Below are 18,503 nucleotides of genomic sequence, written 5' to 3' on the forward strand. Positions count from 1 at the left end.
AATTAGGCGGGTATAACAAAACACCGGCTCAACAAAGTAAGCACACGACTGGGCAAGCCAGGCAACAAGAAAAACCTTAAAAATTAATGATTATCATTCGTTCTACTATTAGTAATAAGGAGCACCATGCATACCTATCGCTATTCAGCAATGGATCATCAGGGTCGTAAGCTTAGTGGCCAACTCACCGCTCCCGGGCTTACCGAGGCGCGTTCACAACTGCGCAACAAAGCACTTTATATCCTTGATATAAGCCTTGCACCTAACTTTCTGAACCCTTTTAGTATATTGGGTGCCCTATTTCGTAAACTCAGCCCAAAGCAGTATCGCAGTGCTTCAGCCGCCGATAAAGTCATACTGTTTCGCCAGTTAGCATTAATGCTGCGCTCAGGTAATACACTCACACAAGGCCTAGAAGTCTGTGCTGAGATGACCGAAAAACTCACACTTAGCCGTAGCTTACTGGATGTGCTTATTCGTATTCGTAGTGGTAGCAGTTTTGCGGCCGCCATGGATGCACAAGGGCGTAACTTCCCCCCCGTGGTATCTAAGTTAATCGCATCGGCAGAGGTATCGGGAGAACTACAAGCCACACTAGAAAGACTGGCAGACAATTTAGAGCGAGGAGCGGCAGTAAGGCGCCAGCTTATTTCTAGCCTGGCCTACCCCATTGTTCTTTTCTTGGCGGCCTTTGGTGTATTTATGGGATTAGCACTGGGGATTGTGCCTAAATTTGCAAAAATGCTAGAGGGAAAATCACAAGACTTGCCTGCTATTACACAAGCTATGCTAGATGTCTCAGCTTGGATGATCGACTACGGGGCTTACCTTGGAGGTTCTTTACTAGGCGGGATTTTAGCCATTCTCATTGCCTACACCACTCGCCCGGGCAAAGCAGTTATCGACAGAATTTTGCTGCGCGTACCTATTATCGGCTCCAGCATTCGTACATCAGGGATGGCACAACTGGGTTGGACCATGTCTATGCTACTGAGCAGTGGTTTAACCGTACTTGAGTCCCTACGCGTGATGAGCAGCATCACCGGCAATCTTCGCTTAGCCAAATGCTTTGATAAAGCAGGCAGTGACATCTTATCTGGCCGCAGCCTTGCTTATGGTTTTCAGCAATCGAACATCCCCGTCATGGTGCAGCACATGACCGGTATCGGTGAGCGCAGCGGCGAGCTTGAGCACGTTATGCACGAGATCGGAAAATACTACCAACACAATGCCGAAATCCGCATTAAAGCCATGATCGCCATGATCGAGCCAGCCATGACGTTAGTCGTTGGCGGCATGGTGGCTTTTGTTTATATCGGTTTTTTCAAAGCAATGATGCAAGTATCAGCAGGCTAGGAGCTAATTAATGAATACACCACTTAAACATAGTGTCTCTGAGTTAAACCAGTTGTCGTTTGTCAGCGTTAATAGTGGCCTAGCTGAAGATAATAACTTTAGCGAAGTTCATGACGACCTGAGCGTCCCGTTGTTTTTGAATCGCACCCTCCTTGCAGCAATCGAACAAGGTGCGTCTGATATCCATTTTGAACCCTATGCAGACAGTTTTAGGATTCGCTTTCGTTTAGATGGGCTCATGCAAGAAGTATCAGAGATGCCTAAAGGCTTTGGTCACTTGCTTGCCGCTCGCTTAAAAGTAATCGCAGGGTTAGATATTTCTGAGCAACGTATCGCACAAGGTGGGCGTTTTAAAGTGATTTTAGGAGAGCAAAACAGTAACGGTTTTGACTTTCGTTGCTCTGTGATCCCTACCATGCATGGCGAAACCATTGTACTGCGCTTACTTTATTTACCTGAAAACCTCTTGCAACTCAGCCTGCTAGGTTTAGAAAACACCCAAATATCTTTAATTCAAAAAGCCATACACCGCCAGCAAGGTATGGTGTTGGTTACCGGCCCAACCGGTAGCGGAAAAACGGTAAGCCTATATACCCTCATTAAACTGATTAACCGCCAGCCACGCTCTATTTATACGGTAGAAGACCCAATCGAGATTGACCTAAACGGCATTAACCAAATAAGTGTGTCTGATAGAATCAGTTTTGCAGAAGCGGCACGTACTATTTTGCGCCAAGACCCCGACGTCATCATGCTCGGAGAGATGCGTGACCAAACAACCTTAGACACCGCCATCAAAGCCGCCCATACAGGGCATTTAGTTTTATCCACCTTACACGCTAATACCGCTCCTAAAGCGATACCGCGTTTACGTAACCTTGGCGTTGATGCTTATAACATCGCCTCCACTGTCACGTTAATTATCAGCCAGCGCCTACTCAGACGTATTGACCCAGAAACCCGTGAAGAGATCACCGTACCCACAGCACGATTATTGGCACTTGGGTTTGAGGAGGACGAGCTTAAAGACCTAACACTGTATCGAGCTCGCCCTGAAGGCAACCACAATGGCTACAAAGGCCGTATCGGTGTTTTTCAGGTGATGGCAGTAACACCGGAACTTACCGACTTGATCGGTAAAGATGCCAGCGATAAGCAAATCTCTGCCCATATAGAACAACAAGGTGTGGAGAACTTACGACGTAGCGCACTCAATAAAGTGAAAGCAGGCATCACAGATATAGACGAAGTTGAACGCGTTTTGGGGCTATTAGGGTCTGCAGAATTAAGCACTGCCATCGCACCGCCAGCCAATGTTATTCAACAAAAAGACACAGCAGAGGCCATCCAATGAACATAAAACACTCATCCCAAAACGGCTTTACCTTAATAGAGCTGTTAGTGGTTATCTCAGTACTTGCCGCGATGGCAGGTATTGCAGTAACCGCCATTGATAGCTACGACGGTGAAGCACGTGAACAGCTGGCCAGAGTCGAGATGAATAATATTGCCAATGCTATTTATCGCTTCAAACAAGATACGGGGTACTTTCCTCATGAGGGAGTGTTTGCATCCTCAGACTCTATTGCGCATGACAGTAACTTTGATTTTCTATTTAGCCCGCCTCAAAGTAGTAGCGTTGACATTCTACCTTGGCAAGCCGATGTTGCCCGCGGCTGGAACGGGCCTTACTTAACAACAACATCACAGCAGCGCCTGCATTTTGCACACGGAGCACCATTAAGCAGCGACTGCGACCTAGCGGCTGTCGATATGACGTCTACCTTTATCGCGCTAGAAGATACTTATGAGCGTGCCCGTGAATATAGCAATACTGATGATTGCTTTGCCATCCACAACGATGGCCAATGGATCCCACGCGCAGCATCGGGGATACCCTACCACTACCAATTAGACTACTTCCAAGCAAGCAACCCCGACTGCCCTACAAGCACATCTAACTGCATTGCTCTTATTAGTGCAGGCAAAGATAGCACCTTTAATAGCGGTGACGATGTAGTCACTATTTTGAGGAAAAACGGATGAGCAACAATACCCGCCGCTTAGAGAATGGCTTCACGCTATTAGAATTAATTGTGGTTATTGCCCTTCTAGGACTGGTTTCCTCACTCGCTACTGACTTTATGGTGAGTAAAACCAACCAACAACGCTACGATACTACTCAAAAGCGCATGGAAAAAATCCGCTATGCGATTATTGGCGATGTATCACGTACACTGAATGGGCAGCCCGTATTTAGTGGTTTTATTGCAGACACCAAAACCGTGCCCACTTACCTCATTCAACTTACCCAGCAAGAATACTGTTCTGATGGATCAAAAAGCAATTCTAGTGACTGCACAACCGCAGGGAGTACATGGGAAACCCAAGCTGCTAGCTGGAAAGGGCCATACCTGTCAGATAGTGATTTGCAGGATGGTTGGGGTAATACATTGTCTTACTTAAATACAAGCGGTGAAAGTGTAAGTGCTGGAGACGATATTGTTATTGCTTCTTTAGGGCTAGATCAAACAAGCGGAACGACTTCTTTTGAACCTGCAGATATTGTCTATGAAGAAGATAAAGACCTGATAATCCCTGCAAGCCATTATGCCGGAGCAGAAATTTCTATTGATCTAACAAACAACACTGGGGAGCCGGATGGTAAATTTTGTTTATTCAATGCAGCATTGCCCTCTACAATTGACTTAAACACAATCCCACCGGTCACGCCTATAACACCATTAGTAGGCGGTAGAATCGCTCTAACTGTACAAAAGAAAATAGGGGCAGTAACAACGGATTGTAGCTCAATAGAGTCTACAGGCTTTACCTATACAGCGAATGCAGTATACGTACACAATCTACTAGATAGCGGCACAGCAGAGATAAATATAACGATAAACCCCTGAGCTAAACTTTATTAGAAAACTTTGACTTACAGTACTTCGCCTTTCTACAACTAGGAAACCTCATACAACACTGGCGCATCGATTGCGCCAGCTGTTTCAGCCTAGCTTGCCTTAACAAGGTCGCCCCTATTGCTGCCAAAAATCCTAAAGCCAACACCCAGCTGCTTTGCAACATAAAAGCTAAAACCAATGCATAACCGGAATATAGCTTTAGTAGTTTGATCAGTAAAAATTCCATTTTTATCTACTCCCAAAGATGCCATCACGTTTCAGTATAGACATACAAAACCCAATCACGCCTCTTTAACGAGTTTATTCCTTGTTTACAAAGTCCCTCCTCTTGATATTCAACCAGAGCAACCCTATGAGCGAGACCATCAAGACAGCACAATTAGCGCGGCCCCGATGGAGAGCCTTGCTGGTTGGAGAGTTGCCCTGCCATAAACACAGCAAAGGGAACACAGTAAGTAAGCACCGCTGGGATTATGCGTAGTTCTGCATCACCAAAAAGCGCATCAAACTGGTTGATTACTAACAGTGCTGTGCCCACCAGCGCTGCAACCTTAAATGCTTTGACTAGCATCAACCGGCTCATATTTAAGCTCCTGGGCCACAATCAATACAACCTTTTACCGCTTCTGGGCCTAGTCGCAATTTAGCATTTACGTCTCTTAAGGCTGTGCGTAAGCCTTCTTCGATTACCGGATGATAGAACGGCATTTCAAGCATCTCTTTAATGGTAAGGCGCTGTTGTAATGCCCACGCCAATAGATGGCCTATATGCTCTGCTGCCGGTCCAAACATCTCAGCGCCGAGTAGCAACCCAGAACCATGTTCAGCATAGACTTTCATTATGCCTTTGTTTTTACCCATGACTCGGCTACGCCCTTGCCCTTCAAAGCTGACTTGGCCAACGGCATAGCTATTCGCATACCGCTCATCTATTTGAGCAAGGCTTAACCCGATATTGGCAATTTGCGGCTCAGTAAAAACCACACCCAGAAAAGCTCTTCTGCGCCCCGCCCGTACCTGTGGGTAACGACCAGCATTACCTCCTGCTATACGCCCTTCGTCTGCGGCTTCGTGTAAAAGGGTTAGTTCGTTATTCACATCACCAGCGATAAATATATGATCAGGTGTGGCTTGCATGCTGTAGTGGTCAAACACTGGCACACCCCGCTGATCTAGTTTTACGTTGGTGTTTTCTAAGCCCAGCTTATCCACATTGGGTTTTCTACCAGTAGCTGCTAGTAAATAAGAGAAAGACTCGGTTACCTCTACTCCAGATTTATCTAAGTAGACAACTTCAACGCCATCACCTTTTTTTCGAATATTACTTACCTGAGCTTTTGTATCTAGGTAGAACTCTTCATTAAATGTTTTTTCTGCATATTCTCTAATTTCAGAATCGCTAATAGTGGCAACAGAGCCACCACGACCAAAGACTTTGACCTTTACACCCAAGCGACTCAACGCCTGCCCTAGCTCTAATCCAATCACTCCTGGGCCAAATACCGCAACGGACTCTGGCAGGTCAGCTAGCTCAAAAATATCATCATTGGTCAGCAAGCGATCTCCTGCTTCTGCAAATAATGGTGGATACACAGGTGTCGACCCTGTCGCGATAACAATACGATCAGCCGTGATTTCGGTATGACCATCAATTCTCAGGGTATGATCATCTTTGAACGTCGCATAGCCTCTGATTTTATGGGCTGCATCAAACGCTTCTACATCTTCCTTAACAAAACCCACGAAGCGATCACGCTCTCGCTGAATTCTTGCCATCACAGCTTTGCCATCAACCTCAACCTGCCCCGTTGTTATACCAAAAAGCTCAGTATGTTGGGAATGATGAGCCGCCTCTGCAGCTGCGATTAGTAACTTGCTTGGCATACAACCAACTCGAGCGCACGTTGTTCCATACTCGCCACCTTCGATAAGAACGAGATTATCGGTATGTTCTCTTGCGGCACGGTACGCTCCCATTCCGGCAGTGCCTGTACCTATGATTGCAACGTCAACGTGTCTTTTGTTCATGATTTTTATCCCTGCATTCTTTCTAGAGCTGTTACTAAAGCTATGAATTGTTGGTATTGCTAATTAAGCACGCTTTGCCGACTGTGCGGCATAACCACGAAGAAAGTGGTTAATATCCGAGGATTCATACAGCCATAGATGTTGCCCATTCTCTTTCTCGATACGAAGGCAAGGTACTTGCGGTTTACCACCCCCTTTTATGAGCGCTGCACGATGCTGTGGTTGGCGCTGAACATCTCTTTGTTCAATCTTTAGCCCTGTTTGCTGCACAACTTTACGAGTTGCCGCGCAGAACGGGCAGCCTTGAAAATGATAAAGCGAAAGCGCTTTGATGTTTTCTTGCGTAGCCATCATAGAATCCCTGTTCTAATAAATTGATTGGGGTCTATTATCCAGTTCTACTTTGAACAAAATATGCTGTAATGTCTGAATAAATTGTCATTTTGACCAGCATAGGTCACAAGGTAGAGATAATATGGATAACTCAGCCAATATGGATGCATTAGCTGATGTATTGAAAGCGATTCGCCTCAGTGCAGATACTTACTTTTGTACCGATTTTAGTGCGCCCTGGGGAATGGAGATCGAAGCAAGCCAACAGGGCATGTTCCATATCGTGGTAGAAAATTCATGCTGGTTAAAGCATGTAAAAGAAGATGGCCCACCACTAGAACTATCAGCGGGAGATATTGTAGCCTTTCCGACTGGCGGTGCTCATTGGATTAGCGATACACCAGAAAGCCCAAGACAAGCCGGCTCCGATGTTGTTGAACATATCCTCAATGGCATGAACCCCTTTCAACCAAGAGCAGAAGAAGACAATACTCAAGAAGCGCATAGCCAAGAGTTCAGCTCAGCAACCACCTTGTTGTGTGGTTCATTTAGCTACGACTCTTCGATGGACCACCCTTTTGTAAAAGACCTGCCCTGCTTTATTCATATCAAGGCATCCGAAACGCCCCAGCTCGCATGGTTAAGGTCTTTAGTGACTGTTCTTGCAAACGAATCACGCCAACCATCCCCGGGCTCTAGCGTGATGGTCGACCGGCTAACAGAAGTATTGTTCATTCAATTAATGCGCACTTACATGGAAAATTCATCCAATAGTTCGGGATATATTGCCGCCCTAGCTGACTTGCAAATTGGCTCAGCATTAAACCTGATTCACTCAGAGACAAAAGCCCACTGGAGCGTTGAGCGGCTCGGCGATGCGGTTTCTTTATCAAGAACGGCGTTTACAGAAAAGTTTTCTAAAATGGTCGGTATGCCACCTAAAACATACCTCATCAATTGGCGCATGCAAAAAGCAAAAACCCAGCTTAAGCACACTGATACAGCCATGATTGATATTGCACAAGGCGCGGGTTACTCATCAGAAGCGGCTTTTAGCAAAGCATTTAAGCATTATTATGACCAGCCTCCTGGGCAGGTTCGTCGTAATAGCAACCCGCACTAGAAGCGCTTAATAAAAATACTCCGTTATAAGTGTTGTTTGTCATCACTAAAGTATAATAATATTAGATAACTCTAATATTATTATACTTTAAGGCTATGCTACATGAAGCAAACAATGTTCCAAGAAAAGTACCCTGTCTTTTTTCTTGAAGTAAGCAAAGAAGAGTGCCGCTTTGACCAGTTCGAAAAAGTAATTAGTTACTTTGAAAACTGCGTAAAGCAGCACCCAAAAGCAAGTTACATTGCCACTTTTGATCACTATGCACATACTGATTCATTGGAAGAAGGTGAAATAGCTGAAGGTATTTTGGCGGCTAAAAATGTCGTGTTTTGCTTTGGTCTTAAACTACCGAATGCATTAGTAATGGCGGTACGCCCTCGCTCATTTGGCATTACAGAATACGCTGATAAATATGTCATCAGCTTTCTTGAAGCACCGATGCCTGTTGCAAATCAAGCCATGGAAGAATGGTCACGCGCGTTGCATAAATAGACTACATAGATCGAATAAGCAGCTTGGCTGTTTCTTTTGCTTTGAGGGCTGCTTTTCGATCACCCTGAACATGTGCCAGTGTAATCGCACCTTCTTTTAATAAGCACAGCGCATCTGTAGCCATGTTGATGCAAGCGGCATCAATACTGGTAGTCTTAACTAACGACTCTATCAAAGCAGCCACGCTTTGCTTATGCATTGCACACTGCTGATGTAAAGGGTGTGTCAAATCGCCAAACTCGGCGCTCACATTGATAAACAAACAACCATGAAAGGCGAATAACGTATCAACTCGATTATTAAACCAATCGTCCAGCGCATCAAATAACGCCTCAACTTTTGCCATTCCTGGGTTAGCAGCCTCTAATCTTTCTTTAAGCCAAGCACAAAAGCACTCATCACGATAAACGAGCACCGCGAGTACCAACGCCTCTTTACCACTGAAGTGGTGGTACAGGGTTTTTTTAGCGACACCAGATTCAACCAATATCTCGTTAATACCCACCGCATGAACACCCTTTTGGTAAAAAAGATTAAAAGCGGTGCTAATAAGGTGAAGACGTTTACTCGACATACAAAATCATTCCTCAAAAAAATAATATTGACACGAGTAGACCGATTTGTCTACCATGACTAGTAGACAGATTAGTCTACCTTGATATTCATCTACATCAGAACACACCATTGGCCCATTTTATTAAGCCCGCTTCTAATCATCACCTGGAGAACGTTATGTCTGCTTTACTTAAAAAAATCAAAGGTGATGGTGCGGCGCTGCCTCCCAAGCATCCGATGAAAAATATTATGCTGGCAGGACTCGGTGGTTTTATAGCGATTGCCGTATTGGCAGGCCTTAGTGAGAACTTAGAAGCCGCTCTGGTATTAGGCTCGTTTGGTGCCTCTTGTGTGCTCGTATTTGGGTTTCCTGATGCGCCCTTTTCACAACCGCGAAATGTTATTGGTGGGCATTTTTTAAGCACATTGATTGGTTTGATTTTCCTGACACTTTGCGGGCCAACATGGTGGTCTGTCGCACTCGCAGCAGGTACAGCCATTGCTCTAATGATGGCCACAAGAACTGTCCACCCACCTGCAGGCTCTAACCCTGTGATCGTCTTTTTATTACAGCCCAACTGGGATTTTTTATTACTACCCACCTTAAGCGGTGCTCTCATCCTTGTAGTGGTAGCTTTGCTTTATAACAACCTTAGCAGAGATGTAAACTACCCTAAATATTGGTAGCTACCGTCTCTTTATTGATAACTACAACCGGTGCTATGGGCTTGTTTTCTACTTGTTTAATAAACAATGCTAAGACAATCAAGACCATGGCAGTTATTTCCAACTGATCTACTTCCTCGCCTAATAAAACAGCTCCAGTCAGCAAAGCAACGACTAGCTCAAGTGACCCCATTAATGCATTTTTATCTGCACAGGACCTTGGTGCACCTACCATAAACAGTATCTGAGGAATGGCGGCCGCTAATAATGCGATACCCAATACCGATAGTAACCCCATGAGTGAAACGGGCAAAACTTGCACAGGTTCACTCCATATCGCTATAGGTAGAAGCACGATAATATGGCCAATTGTCATCCATGCCATTCTGTTCATTGTTGGAATACATCTTCTTGGATTAGATAGATACTGCACCTGAGTCGCGACCACTAACGGTGCTAAAAAGCAGGCAAGTACCGAAAGGTAAGTACCAGCCGAAAGCGTTTCGGGCCTTACTGTTAACGAGGCAGCAATGGCAACCAGTGCAGCAGATATCAAGGCATTTTGTGACGGCTCTCGCTTAAAAACAGCCCAACCAATCAACACACTGAACACGGGATAGGTATAATAAATCAGGATAGCTGTTGCCGCAGGTAGCACATTCAAAGCATGAAAATAGCCAAAGATTGAAACCCCACTGACGACACCTAATATCAGCGTTCGTAGCGCTTCAGGCCAATTGGTTTGCGGTGTTCGAACAAAAAAAGTAAAAAATATTGCCGGTAAAATAAACCGATACAAACTGACCATCTCGGCACTAAACCCCTCTTTAAACAAAAGCTGTGCAAAGAGCGGATTTAGCCCGTAAAAGAAAGCCGCCATTAACACAAAATATTGGCCATTAATGCTCGATTTAATAACAGGTTTAGTGGTCACGTTGATATTCTTCCTTTCATTAGACAGGAAGAATAACTACCACTGATTAAAAAAATAATGAATAATTCTAGATATTGATTAATAGTATGCATATAAAAAGAAACTATTGAGTGATTGCTCATAACGCTCAGCAACACTAAGTTGCGATATAAATGCATGAGGTTAAGGCGTGAGATTAGATATCAGACATTGGGAAATGCTCAAAGCCATTAACGAGTCAGGCACCTTAAGACAAGCTGCTCACGCGCTAGGCATAACACAGTCGGCGCTAAGCCACCGGCTCGCCGAGGCAGAAAGACGCTTAGGTGGTTTACTGTTCGAGAGAGAAGGACGCAAGCTTAAAGAAACATCTGCTGGCCGAGCGATGACACAGACGGCGAATCAGATTATTCCTACTATTCAACGTGCTGAGTTCGATTTTCAGCAGATGGCAGATAACGAAGTGACCGTTGTGCGTTTTGGTGTTGCCGCTTATAGCTGCTACTACTGGTTACCGGCTTTTCTAAAAGAGATGAAGAAAAAAGAACCCGGCATTCAATTGGAGCTGGTTGCCTCTGCGACTCAAAACCCTTTGTTAAACCTCCAAGAAGGCAGCGTTGATGTGGTGCTAGCACCCGGGCACTTGATAGTCCCGGGTATCGACTCCATTCCTGTATTTCAAGATGAACTGGTTCTGGTGACACACTTAACTCACGAACTCGCAACAAAAGCATTTATTGAAGCTACTGATTTAGAAAGCGAGCAATACCTGACTTATAGTAAATCAGCACAACCGGGTTTTGAATATGAGCGCTTTATTCGCCCTTCAGGAATTGCTCCGCACTTGGTAACCATCGTTGAGGTAACAGATGCCATAGTTGAGTTGATAGCAGCAGGGTTTGGTGTGAGTATACTGTCACGCTGGGCGATGCAGTCTGCTATTAAAAACAAAAATGTATCAGTGACTCAAGTGGGAAAAGATAGCCTAGATCTGGGCTGGTCGGCATTAGTGCGTGAGTCGGAGCCTGTTGGTTCTGCAACAAGAACATTATCAAAAAGACTAGCCGAGTGGTTTTAGCGAGTGACAGCACTCATTATTATGTAAGCACCCAAAAGCAACAGAGAGGCAAATAAAAGTCGTTTAAACAGCTGCTCAGATAATCTTTTGCGAACCTTCTGACCCAATACCATTCCTATGATGGCAGGTATTAATGCTAAGGCTGAATACATACCTAGCTCAGCCGATAACAGATCATTACCCTGCAGCGATACCGCTAGTGCAATGGTTGATGCAGTAAACAACATTCCCATTGCTTGAATCAATACGTCTCGCGTTAAGCCAATCGCTTGTAAGTACATAACACCAGGAATGACAAAAGAGCCCGTCATACCTGTGAGTATACCGTTCAAAGCTCCCAGTAAAGGGCCTGCCCACACCTCTTGTTGCCTGCTCAATGTAAACCCGAACCCTGCTAGATTTACCACTGAATATGCGATCAACAATCCGCCCAGTAACATTGATAAAAGTGCCAAATCTACCTGACTCAGCAACAGACCACCCAACCACACCATCACAGTTGCCATAAGCAAAAATGGCCATATTCTTAGCAGCGCTTCTTTAGTACGCTCTCCAATAAAGGCCTGCCATAAATTGGTAACAACGGAGGGGATCAATAACAGCGCCATGGCTGTCGGCATATCAATAGCGACAGCTAGTATCGCAAGGCTTACCGTAGGAAGACCTAAACCGGTCACACCTTTAACAGCACCGGCCAAAAGAAACGTGGCAAGAATGATACAAATAGTGAACACATCAAACATTTTACAACTCTAGTAATCAGAAGGTGAAAATTCACAATAGAAAAGTAAGATGAGCTATCAGCCAGACTTATGCATTAAAATAACCACATAGCCATCTGTTTGCCATAAGGAATACCATTGAACCCTGTTAAAAAGTTCTCCACTCTCGTACAGCTGATTCAATTCATGCGCCCCTACCGCAAGTACTGGATAGGCGCCGTTATCGCTCTCTTGTGTACGGCTGGTGTGACACTGGCGATTGGTCAGGGAGTGAAGCTTGTTATCGATAACGGCTTTATTGCAGGCTCAATAGAGCAATTAAACCATTCGATTTTTATTTTAATCGGTATGTCGATACTAATGGCATTCGGCACCTTTATTCGCTTTTATCTTGTCTCATGGTTAGGCGAGCGCGTAACCGCTGATATCCGCCAAGCAGTGTTTGATAACATCATCAATTTACATACGAGTTACTTTGAAAAAAACCGCAGTGGCGAGATCATGTCACGGCTTACTACCGACACCACACTGCTTCAGTCCATCATTGGTAGCTCTTTTTCAATGGCACTGCGCAGTATCGTCACCACCAGCGGCGCTTTAGTGATGCTCTTTATTACCAATGTAAAACTTAGCCTGATTATCGTAGCCGGTGTTCCCCTTATATTATTGCCTATACTTTTATTTGGACGCCGTGTTAGGCAACTTGCCAGAAAGAGCCAAGATTCAATCGCTGACGTGGGCACTTATGCTGGCGAAGCCATTCAACAGATAAAAACCGTACAAAGTTACAACCAAGAAAGTTACGAAAGTACAAGTTTTGCTAAAGAAGTAGACAACGCTTTTAATATTGCTAAGCACCGCATTAGCCAACGCGCACTGTTAATGGCAACCGTCATACTATTAGTGTTCGGTGCATTATCCGGCATGCTATGGGTGGGCGGATACGATGTTATTTCTGGCGTAATGACTGGCGGAGAGTTAGGCGCATTTGTTTTTTATGCACTCATTGTTGCCATGGGTACAGGCACATTATCCGAAGTTTACGGGGAGCTACAAAGAGCTGTCGGCGCTACCGAGCGATTAATGGAATTACTGCATGCAAAAAATGAAATAATCGCTCCGGAAAACCCGCGAGATGCATACCACTTAAAAGCCAGCCTAGACTTACAAAACGTCACCTTTAACTACCCGTCACGCCCAGAAAAACCGGCCTTATCCAACTTCAACCTAACGATCCCTGAAGGGAAAGTCACCGCGTTAGTCGGGCCATCAGGTGCAGGTAAATCAACGGTATTCGAATTACTATTGCGCTTTTACGACCCTAGCCTTGGCCAGATCTGTTTCGATACAACCGACCTTCGCCAACTCGACCCACATCAATTACGCCAACAGATGGCAGTAGTTGCACAACAGCCAGCGCTGTTTACCAGCAATGTGCTGGAAAACATCCGCTACGGCAAACAAAATGCCTCTGAAGAAGACGTTATCGCCGCTGCCAAAGCCGCTCATATTCACGATTTTATCGAGCAACTACCCAACAAATACTATAGTGACTTAGGCGAAAAAGGCGTACGTTTATCCGGAGGGCAAAAACAACGCATCACAATTGCCCGTGCGATTTTAAACAACCCAAGGGTTTTACTGCTTGATGAGGCCACCAGCGCACTCGACTCTGAAAGCGAAGGCGCTATCCAAATGGCGTTAAACAACTTAATGCAAGGACGTACTACCGTGATTATTGCCCACCGCTTATCCACTATTATCCATGCCGATAACATTGCAGTAATGGATGATGGGCAGGTTGTTGCGCAAGGGAAGCACGCCGACTTATTAGTGCAATCAAAACTTTATTCAAAATTAGCAGCACGACAGTTTAAAGAGCTATAAAATATATCTTGAATAACCGCAGGATTAAAAATGCTAGATAATAGCCAAAAAATTAAGATTTTTCGTGAAGCCATTCCATCATTTGCCTGCAAACCGGGATGCCATGATTGCTGCGGCCCCGTGACAGCATCGTCTGAAGAAGTCTCCCGATTACCGATGAAAAGCGACGTCGAACATGATGAAGCTCTAGCTGAGTTCAATTGCCCTTATTTGGGTGAAAATGGCTGTGAAGTTTACGATGAGCGCCCTTTGATTTGCAGACTATTTGGCACAACACCTAGCTTGCCATGCCCAAACTCTTGCGCTCCAGCTCAGATGACTGATCCGAAAATAGAGCGCCAAGTACTGAAGTTCCACAAAGAAACGCGCCAGGTGCTGCTATAGCGCGATAACGCAATCACTCTGTAAGCCAGTAGTTTTCCTGAGTGTAAATTTTATGCTCAGCATCCATTGCAGGAAGGGATTGCTTAAACGCCTCCCTGCTTGATAATCGCTGATAATAAGCCGCTACGTTAGGAAAGGCTTCGATATCAGTAAATAAACGCCCTACATGTAAGCTGTAGCCAACACCAACATCTACTGCCGAAAACCCACTAGCTAACAAATAATCACGATCTTGAAGCTGACTTTCCAAAACTTCAATAGCCTTTTCTAATCGCCTGGTTTCTAGCTTTTGCACTGTAGGGGATCGTAAGGCCGGATCGCTGATAGCAATCGCCTGCTGGGTTAAGCTCGCCGCATGCACCGTCATTGTTTCGGCATAGTGGATCCATTGAAGCCACTCAGGACGTTCCTTATGTCCTGGCGCACGCCATAACACACCATCGTCGTAGGTTTCGCAAAGGTACTCAGCAATAGCCCCACTCTCAAATAATGTTAGTTCGCCATCTTCCAGACAAGGCACGCGGCCAAGCGGATGGCGGCTTAAATAATCATCGCTGCGCAAAGCGCGGCCAAATGAAAACAGTACAACGTCAACATCGAGCTTGAGTTCGTTGATTAACCATAGAGAACGCATCGAACGCGCTTCATGGCAATGGAAAAGCTTCAGCCCCATTTTATTATCCTTTTTATAAACGCAAAGAAGTTAACTACCTTAAATAACATAGGAAGCTAGCATACCCGCTTTCAACCTAAATAAGTCTGGTAGGAGAAATACATCAGGAGGTGACTAACATTCAACCGTTTTAATTTCTTGCTGGAGAAGGCTATATAAATCGGCTGCAGGAACAGGCTTAGAATATAGGTATCCTTGGAAGACGTGACAACCAAGCTCTAGTAGGGTGTTTCTTTGTTCGTAGGTTTCTACCCCCTCAGCAATGACGACTAAATCCAATCGATCAGCCGTCGCAATGATAACTTGAACGATGGCGGCGTCTTCTGATGAGGGGCGTAGATTAGTCACAAACGAGCGGTCGATTTTTAGGATATCCAGTGGTAAATTTCGCAAATATTTAAGCGACGAGTAACCTGTTCCAAAATCGTCAATCGCAAACGAGATTCCTCTCTGCTTAAGTAACTTCATTTTGCTGCTAGCAATTTCAAAATTATTGAGCAGCATGTTCTCAGTAATCTCCAGCTCTAACATATGGCCGGGGAGTTGAGCCGTTTCCATGAGATCGAATACTCGATCAACAAAATCAACCTGCATAAACTGTAATGGACTGATATTAATTGCCATACGTCTAAATGATTCGGGCAGCCCTTGTTCAACCCAGCATGAAAGTTGCTGAATACCCTGAACAAGCACCCAGTTACCTATCTCAATTATCTGACCACTGTCTTCTGCAATAGCAATAAAGTCACCGGGAAAGATCATGCCTTTGTCAGGATGGCGCCAGCGCAACAAGGCTTCTGCTCCAATGACCTGCTCTCCTACGCCAACTTGAGGCTGGAACCATAGCTCGAACTCATTATTTTCAATCGCTTGGTGTAAGCCTTTTTCAATCTCCAGTCTTTCCTGAGCAGAAGATTGCATCTCTGGATCGTAGAACTGAAAACCGTTTCGTCCTAGAGCCTTGGCTCGATAAAGAGCGGTATCAGCATGACGCAGGATATCTAGTGCGCCATTGGTATTATCAGGAAATACTGCTATTCCGATACTAGTCGTGCCATAGAGAAGATGGTTATAAATCTCAAACGGAATTGCCATGTGATCGAGTACTTTGAGTGCAATGCTTGCTACCATCTCAGCACAGGCTTCTGACGAGTCACTAGTTCCTGGTAACAACACAACAAACTCATCACCACCAAAACGAGCACATGTACTCTCGCTTGGTAGTATGTCTACTAAACGTTGAGAGACCTCACATAGCAACTTATCTCCAATACCGTGGCCTAGAGAATCATTGATTGTTTTAAATCGATCTAAATCCAAATACAGTACTGCACCGTAATTTTCATTGGCCTGATGAAGCTCAACAGAAGACGTTAAACGATCCAAAAAGAAACGTCTGTTAGCAAGGCCGGTAAGAGTATCAAAAAATGCTAAGTCATAAATTTGCCGCTCCGCTTCTTTACGTATCGTAATATCTCGGGCAAGTATCAGAATATAACTCGTATCTTGAAGCGTTAACTTTATGCCACGAGCCTCAATTGGGAACCGATGTTTCTTACCAACCTGAACATCCTCAAATGTTCGGGCTTGTTTAGCATCAATACTATCGAATAAGCTTTGCAGCTGGTCCTGTGAGTAATCTTGACTGAAATCAGCTAGCTTTTTCCCTTCTAGAATATTGCGTGCCACACCAAGGGTTTCAATCGCCTGATTATTAGTTTGTACAATCGTCGTATCAGGAAGACAGAGAAACATCGCATCCCCGGCATTTTCCATGAGTGATCGAGAGAAATGCTCACTTTTTGATAGATCTTGGATAGTGCTATGCAGCTGGTCAGCTACTTGCTTTCGTTCCTGCCATAGCTTATCGAAGCTAGAAACCAGATCGCCGATCTCATCCGCTTCACTATAGGGTAGACTCGTATAATCATTACTGTTGCGGAGTTGATTAACCCACTTAGCTATGCTCAATATAGGCTGAGATAGATAACGATAAATCAGAAGCAGAAAAAAACAAGCCAATATAACATCGTGAATGACCCCCAAGCCCAGACTAACCGCTGCCCGATGCGCAAAGTTATCAGCAATGAAGGTGGCATCAAGATCAATCACTAGTTGCGCAGGATCGCCTTTTTGCACTCCTACCGTTAGTGGAGTGCTAATATGAGTTTGTACTCGAAAAAAGTAGCTGCTAATCGCTGCTAAAGTGGTTGGCTCTGCAGGTTCTCGGGTATGTTCGCTAAGCACATCGCCAAAATCGTCAATAAGGCTAGCACGATAGATCATTGGGTCGGTTATTAGTGTTTTGGTAATGTCACTTGCTTGTTCTGCATCCAAGTTGTAAACAACACGAGTCGCATTTTCTCTATGCAGGACTATTATTCGCTCAATCCTGCCTTGTAAGCTCTCCTGTTCCAATTTTAAATCAAAATAAATTTGCCAACAGGTTGAAATTAGCCCCAATAACAACGAAATAAGTAAAACCGAACGAGCTTGCTTAAACGCGATTCGGTTTCTAAATTTAAAAGCCATCACTAGTGTCCTTTCAGGCTTGTCTCAATCCAACAAGAGTTCGATAGAAACTCTTTATAAGTACTTGCCATAAATCACATCAAATTCACCTGATGCTTTAATACGTTTTAGACCAGTATTAAATTTTTTGAGTAACTCAGCGTTACCTGGATATTGCTTACTCAAACAAAGGTAGAACGCAGAACTTTGCTTATCGGCAAATCGTTTTATCTTTATCTTATCTTGCAGATTTAGCTGTTGAGCTCTATAGAGAGTGGTTAACTCACCGTTATAAAGTATGTCGATATCACGAAACACCACAGAGCGGATACCACTATCCATATCGGGAGCCTTTAGATGCTCGATGCCTTTTTTTGCTAGCTCTTTCTGAACAGACCAGCTGTCAATTGCAGTGACTTTATACTTCTGTAAATCCATCAAGTTATATAATTTACTGCCATCTACCTCTACCGACATTACCGCAACTTGATTTGCTTCACTGACCTTATCACTAAATAAAATATAGGATTCGCGCTCAGGCCTTCGCGCACAACTGGTGTAACCTGCAATATAACCATGCTCTAGGTTCTTCCTAATTCTTTTCCAAGGAGCTGTACTGAACACAACCTCTACATCGACACTAGCAAAAGCGGCGATGATAACATCAACATCAATACCGCTAACCTGCGCCTGTTCATTTACGATGGTATAAGGCGGATAATCAATGGCAAATAGCTCAACGGGCTTTGTTTCAGCAAAGGTAGGTAAAGCCCATAACACCAGAACAGCTAAAAGAGAACATCTTGGTGTAAGTAAAAACATTTCTGATCCTTCAAATAAAGTGTCGACAGCTTCTGA

General features: G+C 44.5%; 19 protein-coding genes. 10 read left to right on the forward strand and 9 right to left on the reverse strand.

Features of this window, described 5'->3' with window-relative positions; translation table 11 throughout:
• Positions 1-126: 126 nt before the first annotated feature.
• From G511_RS0110075 to G511_RS0110090, 4 genes are read left to right on the forward strand one after another with little or no spacing between them, the layout of a single operon-like run.
• Positions 127-1,356 carry a type II secretion system F family protein gene (locus G511_RS0110075; RefSeq protein WP_028469521.1) on the forward strand — a complete coding sequence of 410 codons (1,230 nt, stop codon included), beginning with the start codon at positions 127-129 and terminating at the stop codon, positions 1,354-1,356.
• Between the two features lie 10 nt (positions 1,357-1,366).
• Complete coding sequence (locus G511_RS22470; protein WP_051221841.1) at positions 1,367-2,710, forward strand: GspE/PulE family protein; 1,344 nt, start codon at positions 1,367-1,369, stop codon at positions 2,708-2,710.
• Positions 2,707-3,402: a type II secretion system protein gene (locus G511_RS23830; RefSeq protein WP_028469522.1), complete on the forward strand. Its 696-nt coding sequence runs from the start codon at positions 2,707-2,709 to the stop codon at positions 3,400-3,402. Before G511_RS22470 ends, G511_RS23830 begins: the two co-directional genes overlap by 4 nt.
• Entirely contained in the window at positions 3,399-4,268 is an 870-nt protein-coding gene (locus tag G511_RS0110090; RefSeq protein ID WP_028469523.1) for a prepilin-type N-terminal cleavage/methylation domain-containing protein, read from the forward strand. The genes G511_RS23830 and G511_RS0110090 overlap by 4 nt, the downstream gene beginning before the upstream one ends.
• A gap of 391 nt (positions 4,269-4,659) precedes the next feature.
• Here the strand turns inward: G511_RS0110090 and nrtS are convergent, their stop codons facing one another.
• From nrtS to G511_RS22485, 3 genes are all read right to left on the reverse strand, one after another.
• Positions 4,660-4,863, reverse strand: coding sequence for a nitrate/nitrite transporter NrtS (gene nrtS, locus G511_RS0110100; RefSeq protein WP_028469524.1), 204 nt, complete (start codon positions 4,861-4,863; stop codon positions 4,660-4,662).
• Positions 4,864-4,865: 2 nt separating this feature from the next.
• The gene (locus tag G511_RS0110105; RefSeq protein ID WP_028469525.1) at positions 4,866-6,308 is read right to left on the reverse strand and encodes a dihydrolipoyl dehydrogenase; all 1,443 of its coding nucleotides are present in this window, start codon (positions 6,306-6,308) and stop codon (positions 4,866-4,868) included.
• A 63-nt stretch (positions 6,309-6,371) separates the two neighbouring features.
• Positions 6,372-6,662 carry a glutaredoxin family protein gene (locus tag G511_RS22485; protein ID WP_245573918.1) on the reverse strand — a complete coding sequence of 97 codons (291 nt, stop codon included), beginning with the start codon at positions 6,660-6,662 and terminating at the stop codon, positions 6,372-6,374.
• Positions 6,663-6,783: 121 nt separating this feature from the next.
• Between G511_RS22485 and G511_RS0110115 the strand changes: the two genes are divergently transcribed.
• Together G511_RS0110115 and G511_RS0110120 are read left to right on the forward strand one after the other, a co-directional pair.
• Positions 6,784-7,764 carry an AraC family transcriptional regulator gene (locus G511_RS0110115; RefSeq protein ID WP_028469526.1) on the forward strand — a complete coding sequence of 327 codons (981 nt, stop codon included), beginning with the start codon at positions 6,784-6,786 and terminating at the stop codon, positions 7,762-7,764.
• A 102-nt stretch (positions 7,765-7,866) separates the two neighbouring features.
• Entirely contained in the window at positions 7,867-8,256 is a 390-nt protein-coding gene (locus G511_RS0110120) for a DUF6858 family protein (RefSeq protein ID WP_028469527.1), read from the forward strand.
• Between the two features lies 1 nt (position 8,257).
• Here G511_RS0110120 and G511_RS0110125 read toward each other — a convergent pair whose 3' ends face one another.
• Positions 8,258-8,830: a TetR/AcrR family transcriptional regulator gene (locus tag G511_RS0110125; protein ID WP_028469528.1), complete on the reverse strand. Its 573-nt coding sequence runs from the start codon at positions 8,828-8,830 to the stop codon at positions 8,258-8,260.
• A 158-nt stretch (positions 8,831-8,988) separates the two neighbouring features.
• On the opposite strand from G511_RS0110125, the gene G511_RS0110130 reads away from it, so the two are divergent.
• Positions 8,989-9,498, forward strand: coding sequence for an HPP family protein (locus G511_RS0110130; RefSeq protein ID WP_028469529.1), 510 nt, complete (start codon positions 8,989-8,991; stop codon positions 9,496-9,498).
• Here the strand turns inward: G511_RS0110130 and G511_RS22490 are convergent.
• Complete coding sequence (locus G511_RS22490; protein WP_051221845.1) at positions 9,485-10,411, reverse strand: DMT family transporter; 927 nt, start codon at positions 10,409-10,411, stop codon at positions 9,485-9,487. The two genes, G511_RS0110130 and G511_RS22490, sit on opposite strands and share 14 nt — an antisense overlap.
• A 169-nt stretch (positions 10,412-10,580) precedes the next feature.
• Between G511_RS22490 and G511_RS0110140 the strand changes: the two genes are divergently transcribed.
• Positions 10,581-11,468: a LysR family transcriptional regulator gene (locus tag G511_RS0110140; protein ID WP_028469530.1), complete on the forward strand. Its 888-nt coding sequence runs from the start codon at positions 10,581-10,583 to the stop codon at positions 11,466-11,468.
• Here G511_RS0110140 and G511_RS0110145 read toward each other — a convergent pair.
• Positions 11,465-12,211, reverse strand: a complete 747-nt coding sequence (locus G511_RS0110145; RefSeq protein ID WP_028469531.1) for a sulfite exporter TauE/SafE family protein — start codon at positions 12,209-12,211, stop codon at positions 11,465-11,467. The two genes, G511_RS0110140 and G511_RS0110145, sit on opposite strands and share 4 nt — an antisense overlap.
• Positions 12,212-12,328: 117 nt before the next feature.
• Here G511_RS0110145 and G511_RS0110150 point away from each other — a divergent pair, with 117 nt between their 5' ends.
• Together G511_RS0110150 and G511_RS0110155 are read left to right on the forward strand one after the other, a co-directional pair.
• The gene (locus G511_RS0110150) at positions 12,329-14,077 is read left to right on the forward strand and encodes an ABC transporter transmembrane domain-containing protein (RefSeq protein WP_281170416.1); all 1,749 of its coding nucleotides are present in this window, start codon (positions 12,329-12,331) and stop codon (positions 14,075-14,077) included.
• A 30-nt stretch (positions 14,078-14,107) separates the two neighbouring features.
• Positions 14,108-14,461: a YkgJ family cysteine cluster protein gene (locus G511_RS0110155; protein WP_028469533.1), complete on the forward strand. Its 354-nt coding sequence runs from the start codon at positions 14,108-14,110 to the stop codon at positions 14,459-14,461.
• Between the two features lie 13 nt (positions 14,462-14,474).
• On the opposite strand, the gene G511_RS0110160 is transcribed toward G511_RS0110155, so the two are convergent.
• The 3 genes from G511_RS0110160 to G511_RS0110170 all read right to left on the reverse strand — a co-directional run bounded on the left by G511_RS0110160 (position 14,475) and on the right by G511_RS0110170 (position 18,467).
• Positions 14,475-15,134, reverse strand: coding sequence for a glutathione S-transferase family protein (locus G511_RS0110160; protein WP_036551817.1), 660 nt, complete (start codon positions 15,132-15,134; stop codon positions 14,475-14,477).
• A gap of 114 nt (positions 15,135-15,248) precedes the next feature.
• Positions 15,249-17,666: a putative bifunctional diguanylate cyclase/phosphodiesterase gene (locus G511_RS0110165; RefSeq protein WP_028469535.1), complete on the reverse strand. Its 2,418-nt coding sequence runs from the start codon at positions 17,664-17,666 to the stop codon at positions 15,249-15,251.
• Between the two features lie 54 nt (positions 17,667-17,720).
• Positions 17,721-18,467 carry a transporter substrate-binding domain-containing protein gene (locus tag G511_RS0110170; RefSeq protein WP_156905192.1) on the reverse strand — a complete coding sequence of 249 codons (747 nt, stop codon included), beginning with the start codon at positions 18,465-18,467 and terminating at the stop codon, positions 17,721-17,723.
• Between the last annotated feature and the right edge of the window lie 36 nt (positions 18,468-18,503).

Origin of the sequence: Neptunomonas japonica DSM 18939 (assembly GCF_000422765.1) — a bacterium.
Classification (GTDB): Bacteria; Pseudomonadota; Gammaproteobacteria; order Pseudomonadales; family Balneatricaceae; genus Neptunomonas; species Neptunomonas japonica.

Coding starts and splice junctions, on each gene's coding strand:
- G511_RS0110075 (WP_028469521.1), top strand. CDS start 127: ATGCATACCTATCGCTATTCAGCAATGGATCATCAGGGTCGTAAGCTT.
- G511_RS22470 (WP_051221841.1), top strand. CDS start 1,367: ATGAATACACCACTTAAACATAGTGTCTCTGAGTTAAACCAGTTGTCG.
- G511_RS23830 (WP_028469522.1), top strand. CDS start 2,707: ATGAACATAAAACACTCATCCCAAAACGGCTTTACCTTAATAGAGCTG.
- G511_RS0110090 (WP_028469523.1), top strand. CDS start 3,399: ATGAGCAACAATACCCGCCGCTTAGAGAATGGCTTCACGCTATTAGAA.
- nrtS (WP_028469524.1), bottom strand. CDS start 4,863: ATGAGCCGGTTGATGCTAGTCAAAGCATTTAAGGTTGCAGCGCTGGTG.
- G511_RS0110105 (WP_028469525.1), bottom strand. CDS start 6,308: ATGAACAAAAGACACGTTGACGTTGCAATCATAGGTACAGGCACTGCC.
- G511_RS22485 (WP_245573918.1), bottom strand. CDS start 6,662: ATGATGGCTACGCAAGAAAACATCAAAGCGCTTTCGCTTTATCATTTT.
- G511_RS0110115 (WP_028469526.1), top strand. CDS start 6,784: ATGGATAACTCAGCCAATATGGATGCATTAGCTGATGTATTGAAAGCG.
- G511_RS0110120 (WP_028469527.1), top strand. CDS start 7,867: ATGAAGCAAACAATGTTCCAAGAAAAGTACCCTGTCTTTTTTCTTGAA.
- G511_RS0110125 (WP_028469528.1), bottom strand. CDS start 8,830: ATGTCGAGTAAACGTCTTCACCTTATTAGCACCGCTTTTAATCTTTTT.
- G511_RS0110130 (WP_028469529.1), top strand. CDS start 8,989: ATGTCTGCTTTACTTAAAAAAATCAAAGGTGATGGTGCGGCGCTGCCT.
- G511_RS0110145 (WP_028469531.1), bottom strand. CDS start 12,211: ATGTTTGATGTGTTCACTATTTGTATCATTCTTGCCACGTTTCTTTTG.
- G511_RS0110155 (WP_028469533.1), top strand. CDS start 14,108: ATGCTAGATAATAGCCAAAAAATTAAGATTTTTCGTGAAGCCATTCCA.
- G511_RS0110160 (WP_036551817.1), bottom strand. CDS start 15,134: ATGGGGCTGAAGCTTTTCCATTGCCATGAAGCGCGTTCGATGCGTTCT.
- G511_RS0110165 (WP_028469535.1), bottom strand. CDS start 17,666: ATGGCTTTTAAATTTAGAAACCGAATCGCGTTTAAGCAAGCTCGTTCG.
- G511_RS0110170 (WP_156905192.1), bottom strand. CDS start 18,467: ATGTTTTTACTTACACCAAGATGTTCTCTTTTAGCTGTTCTGGTGTTA.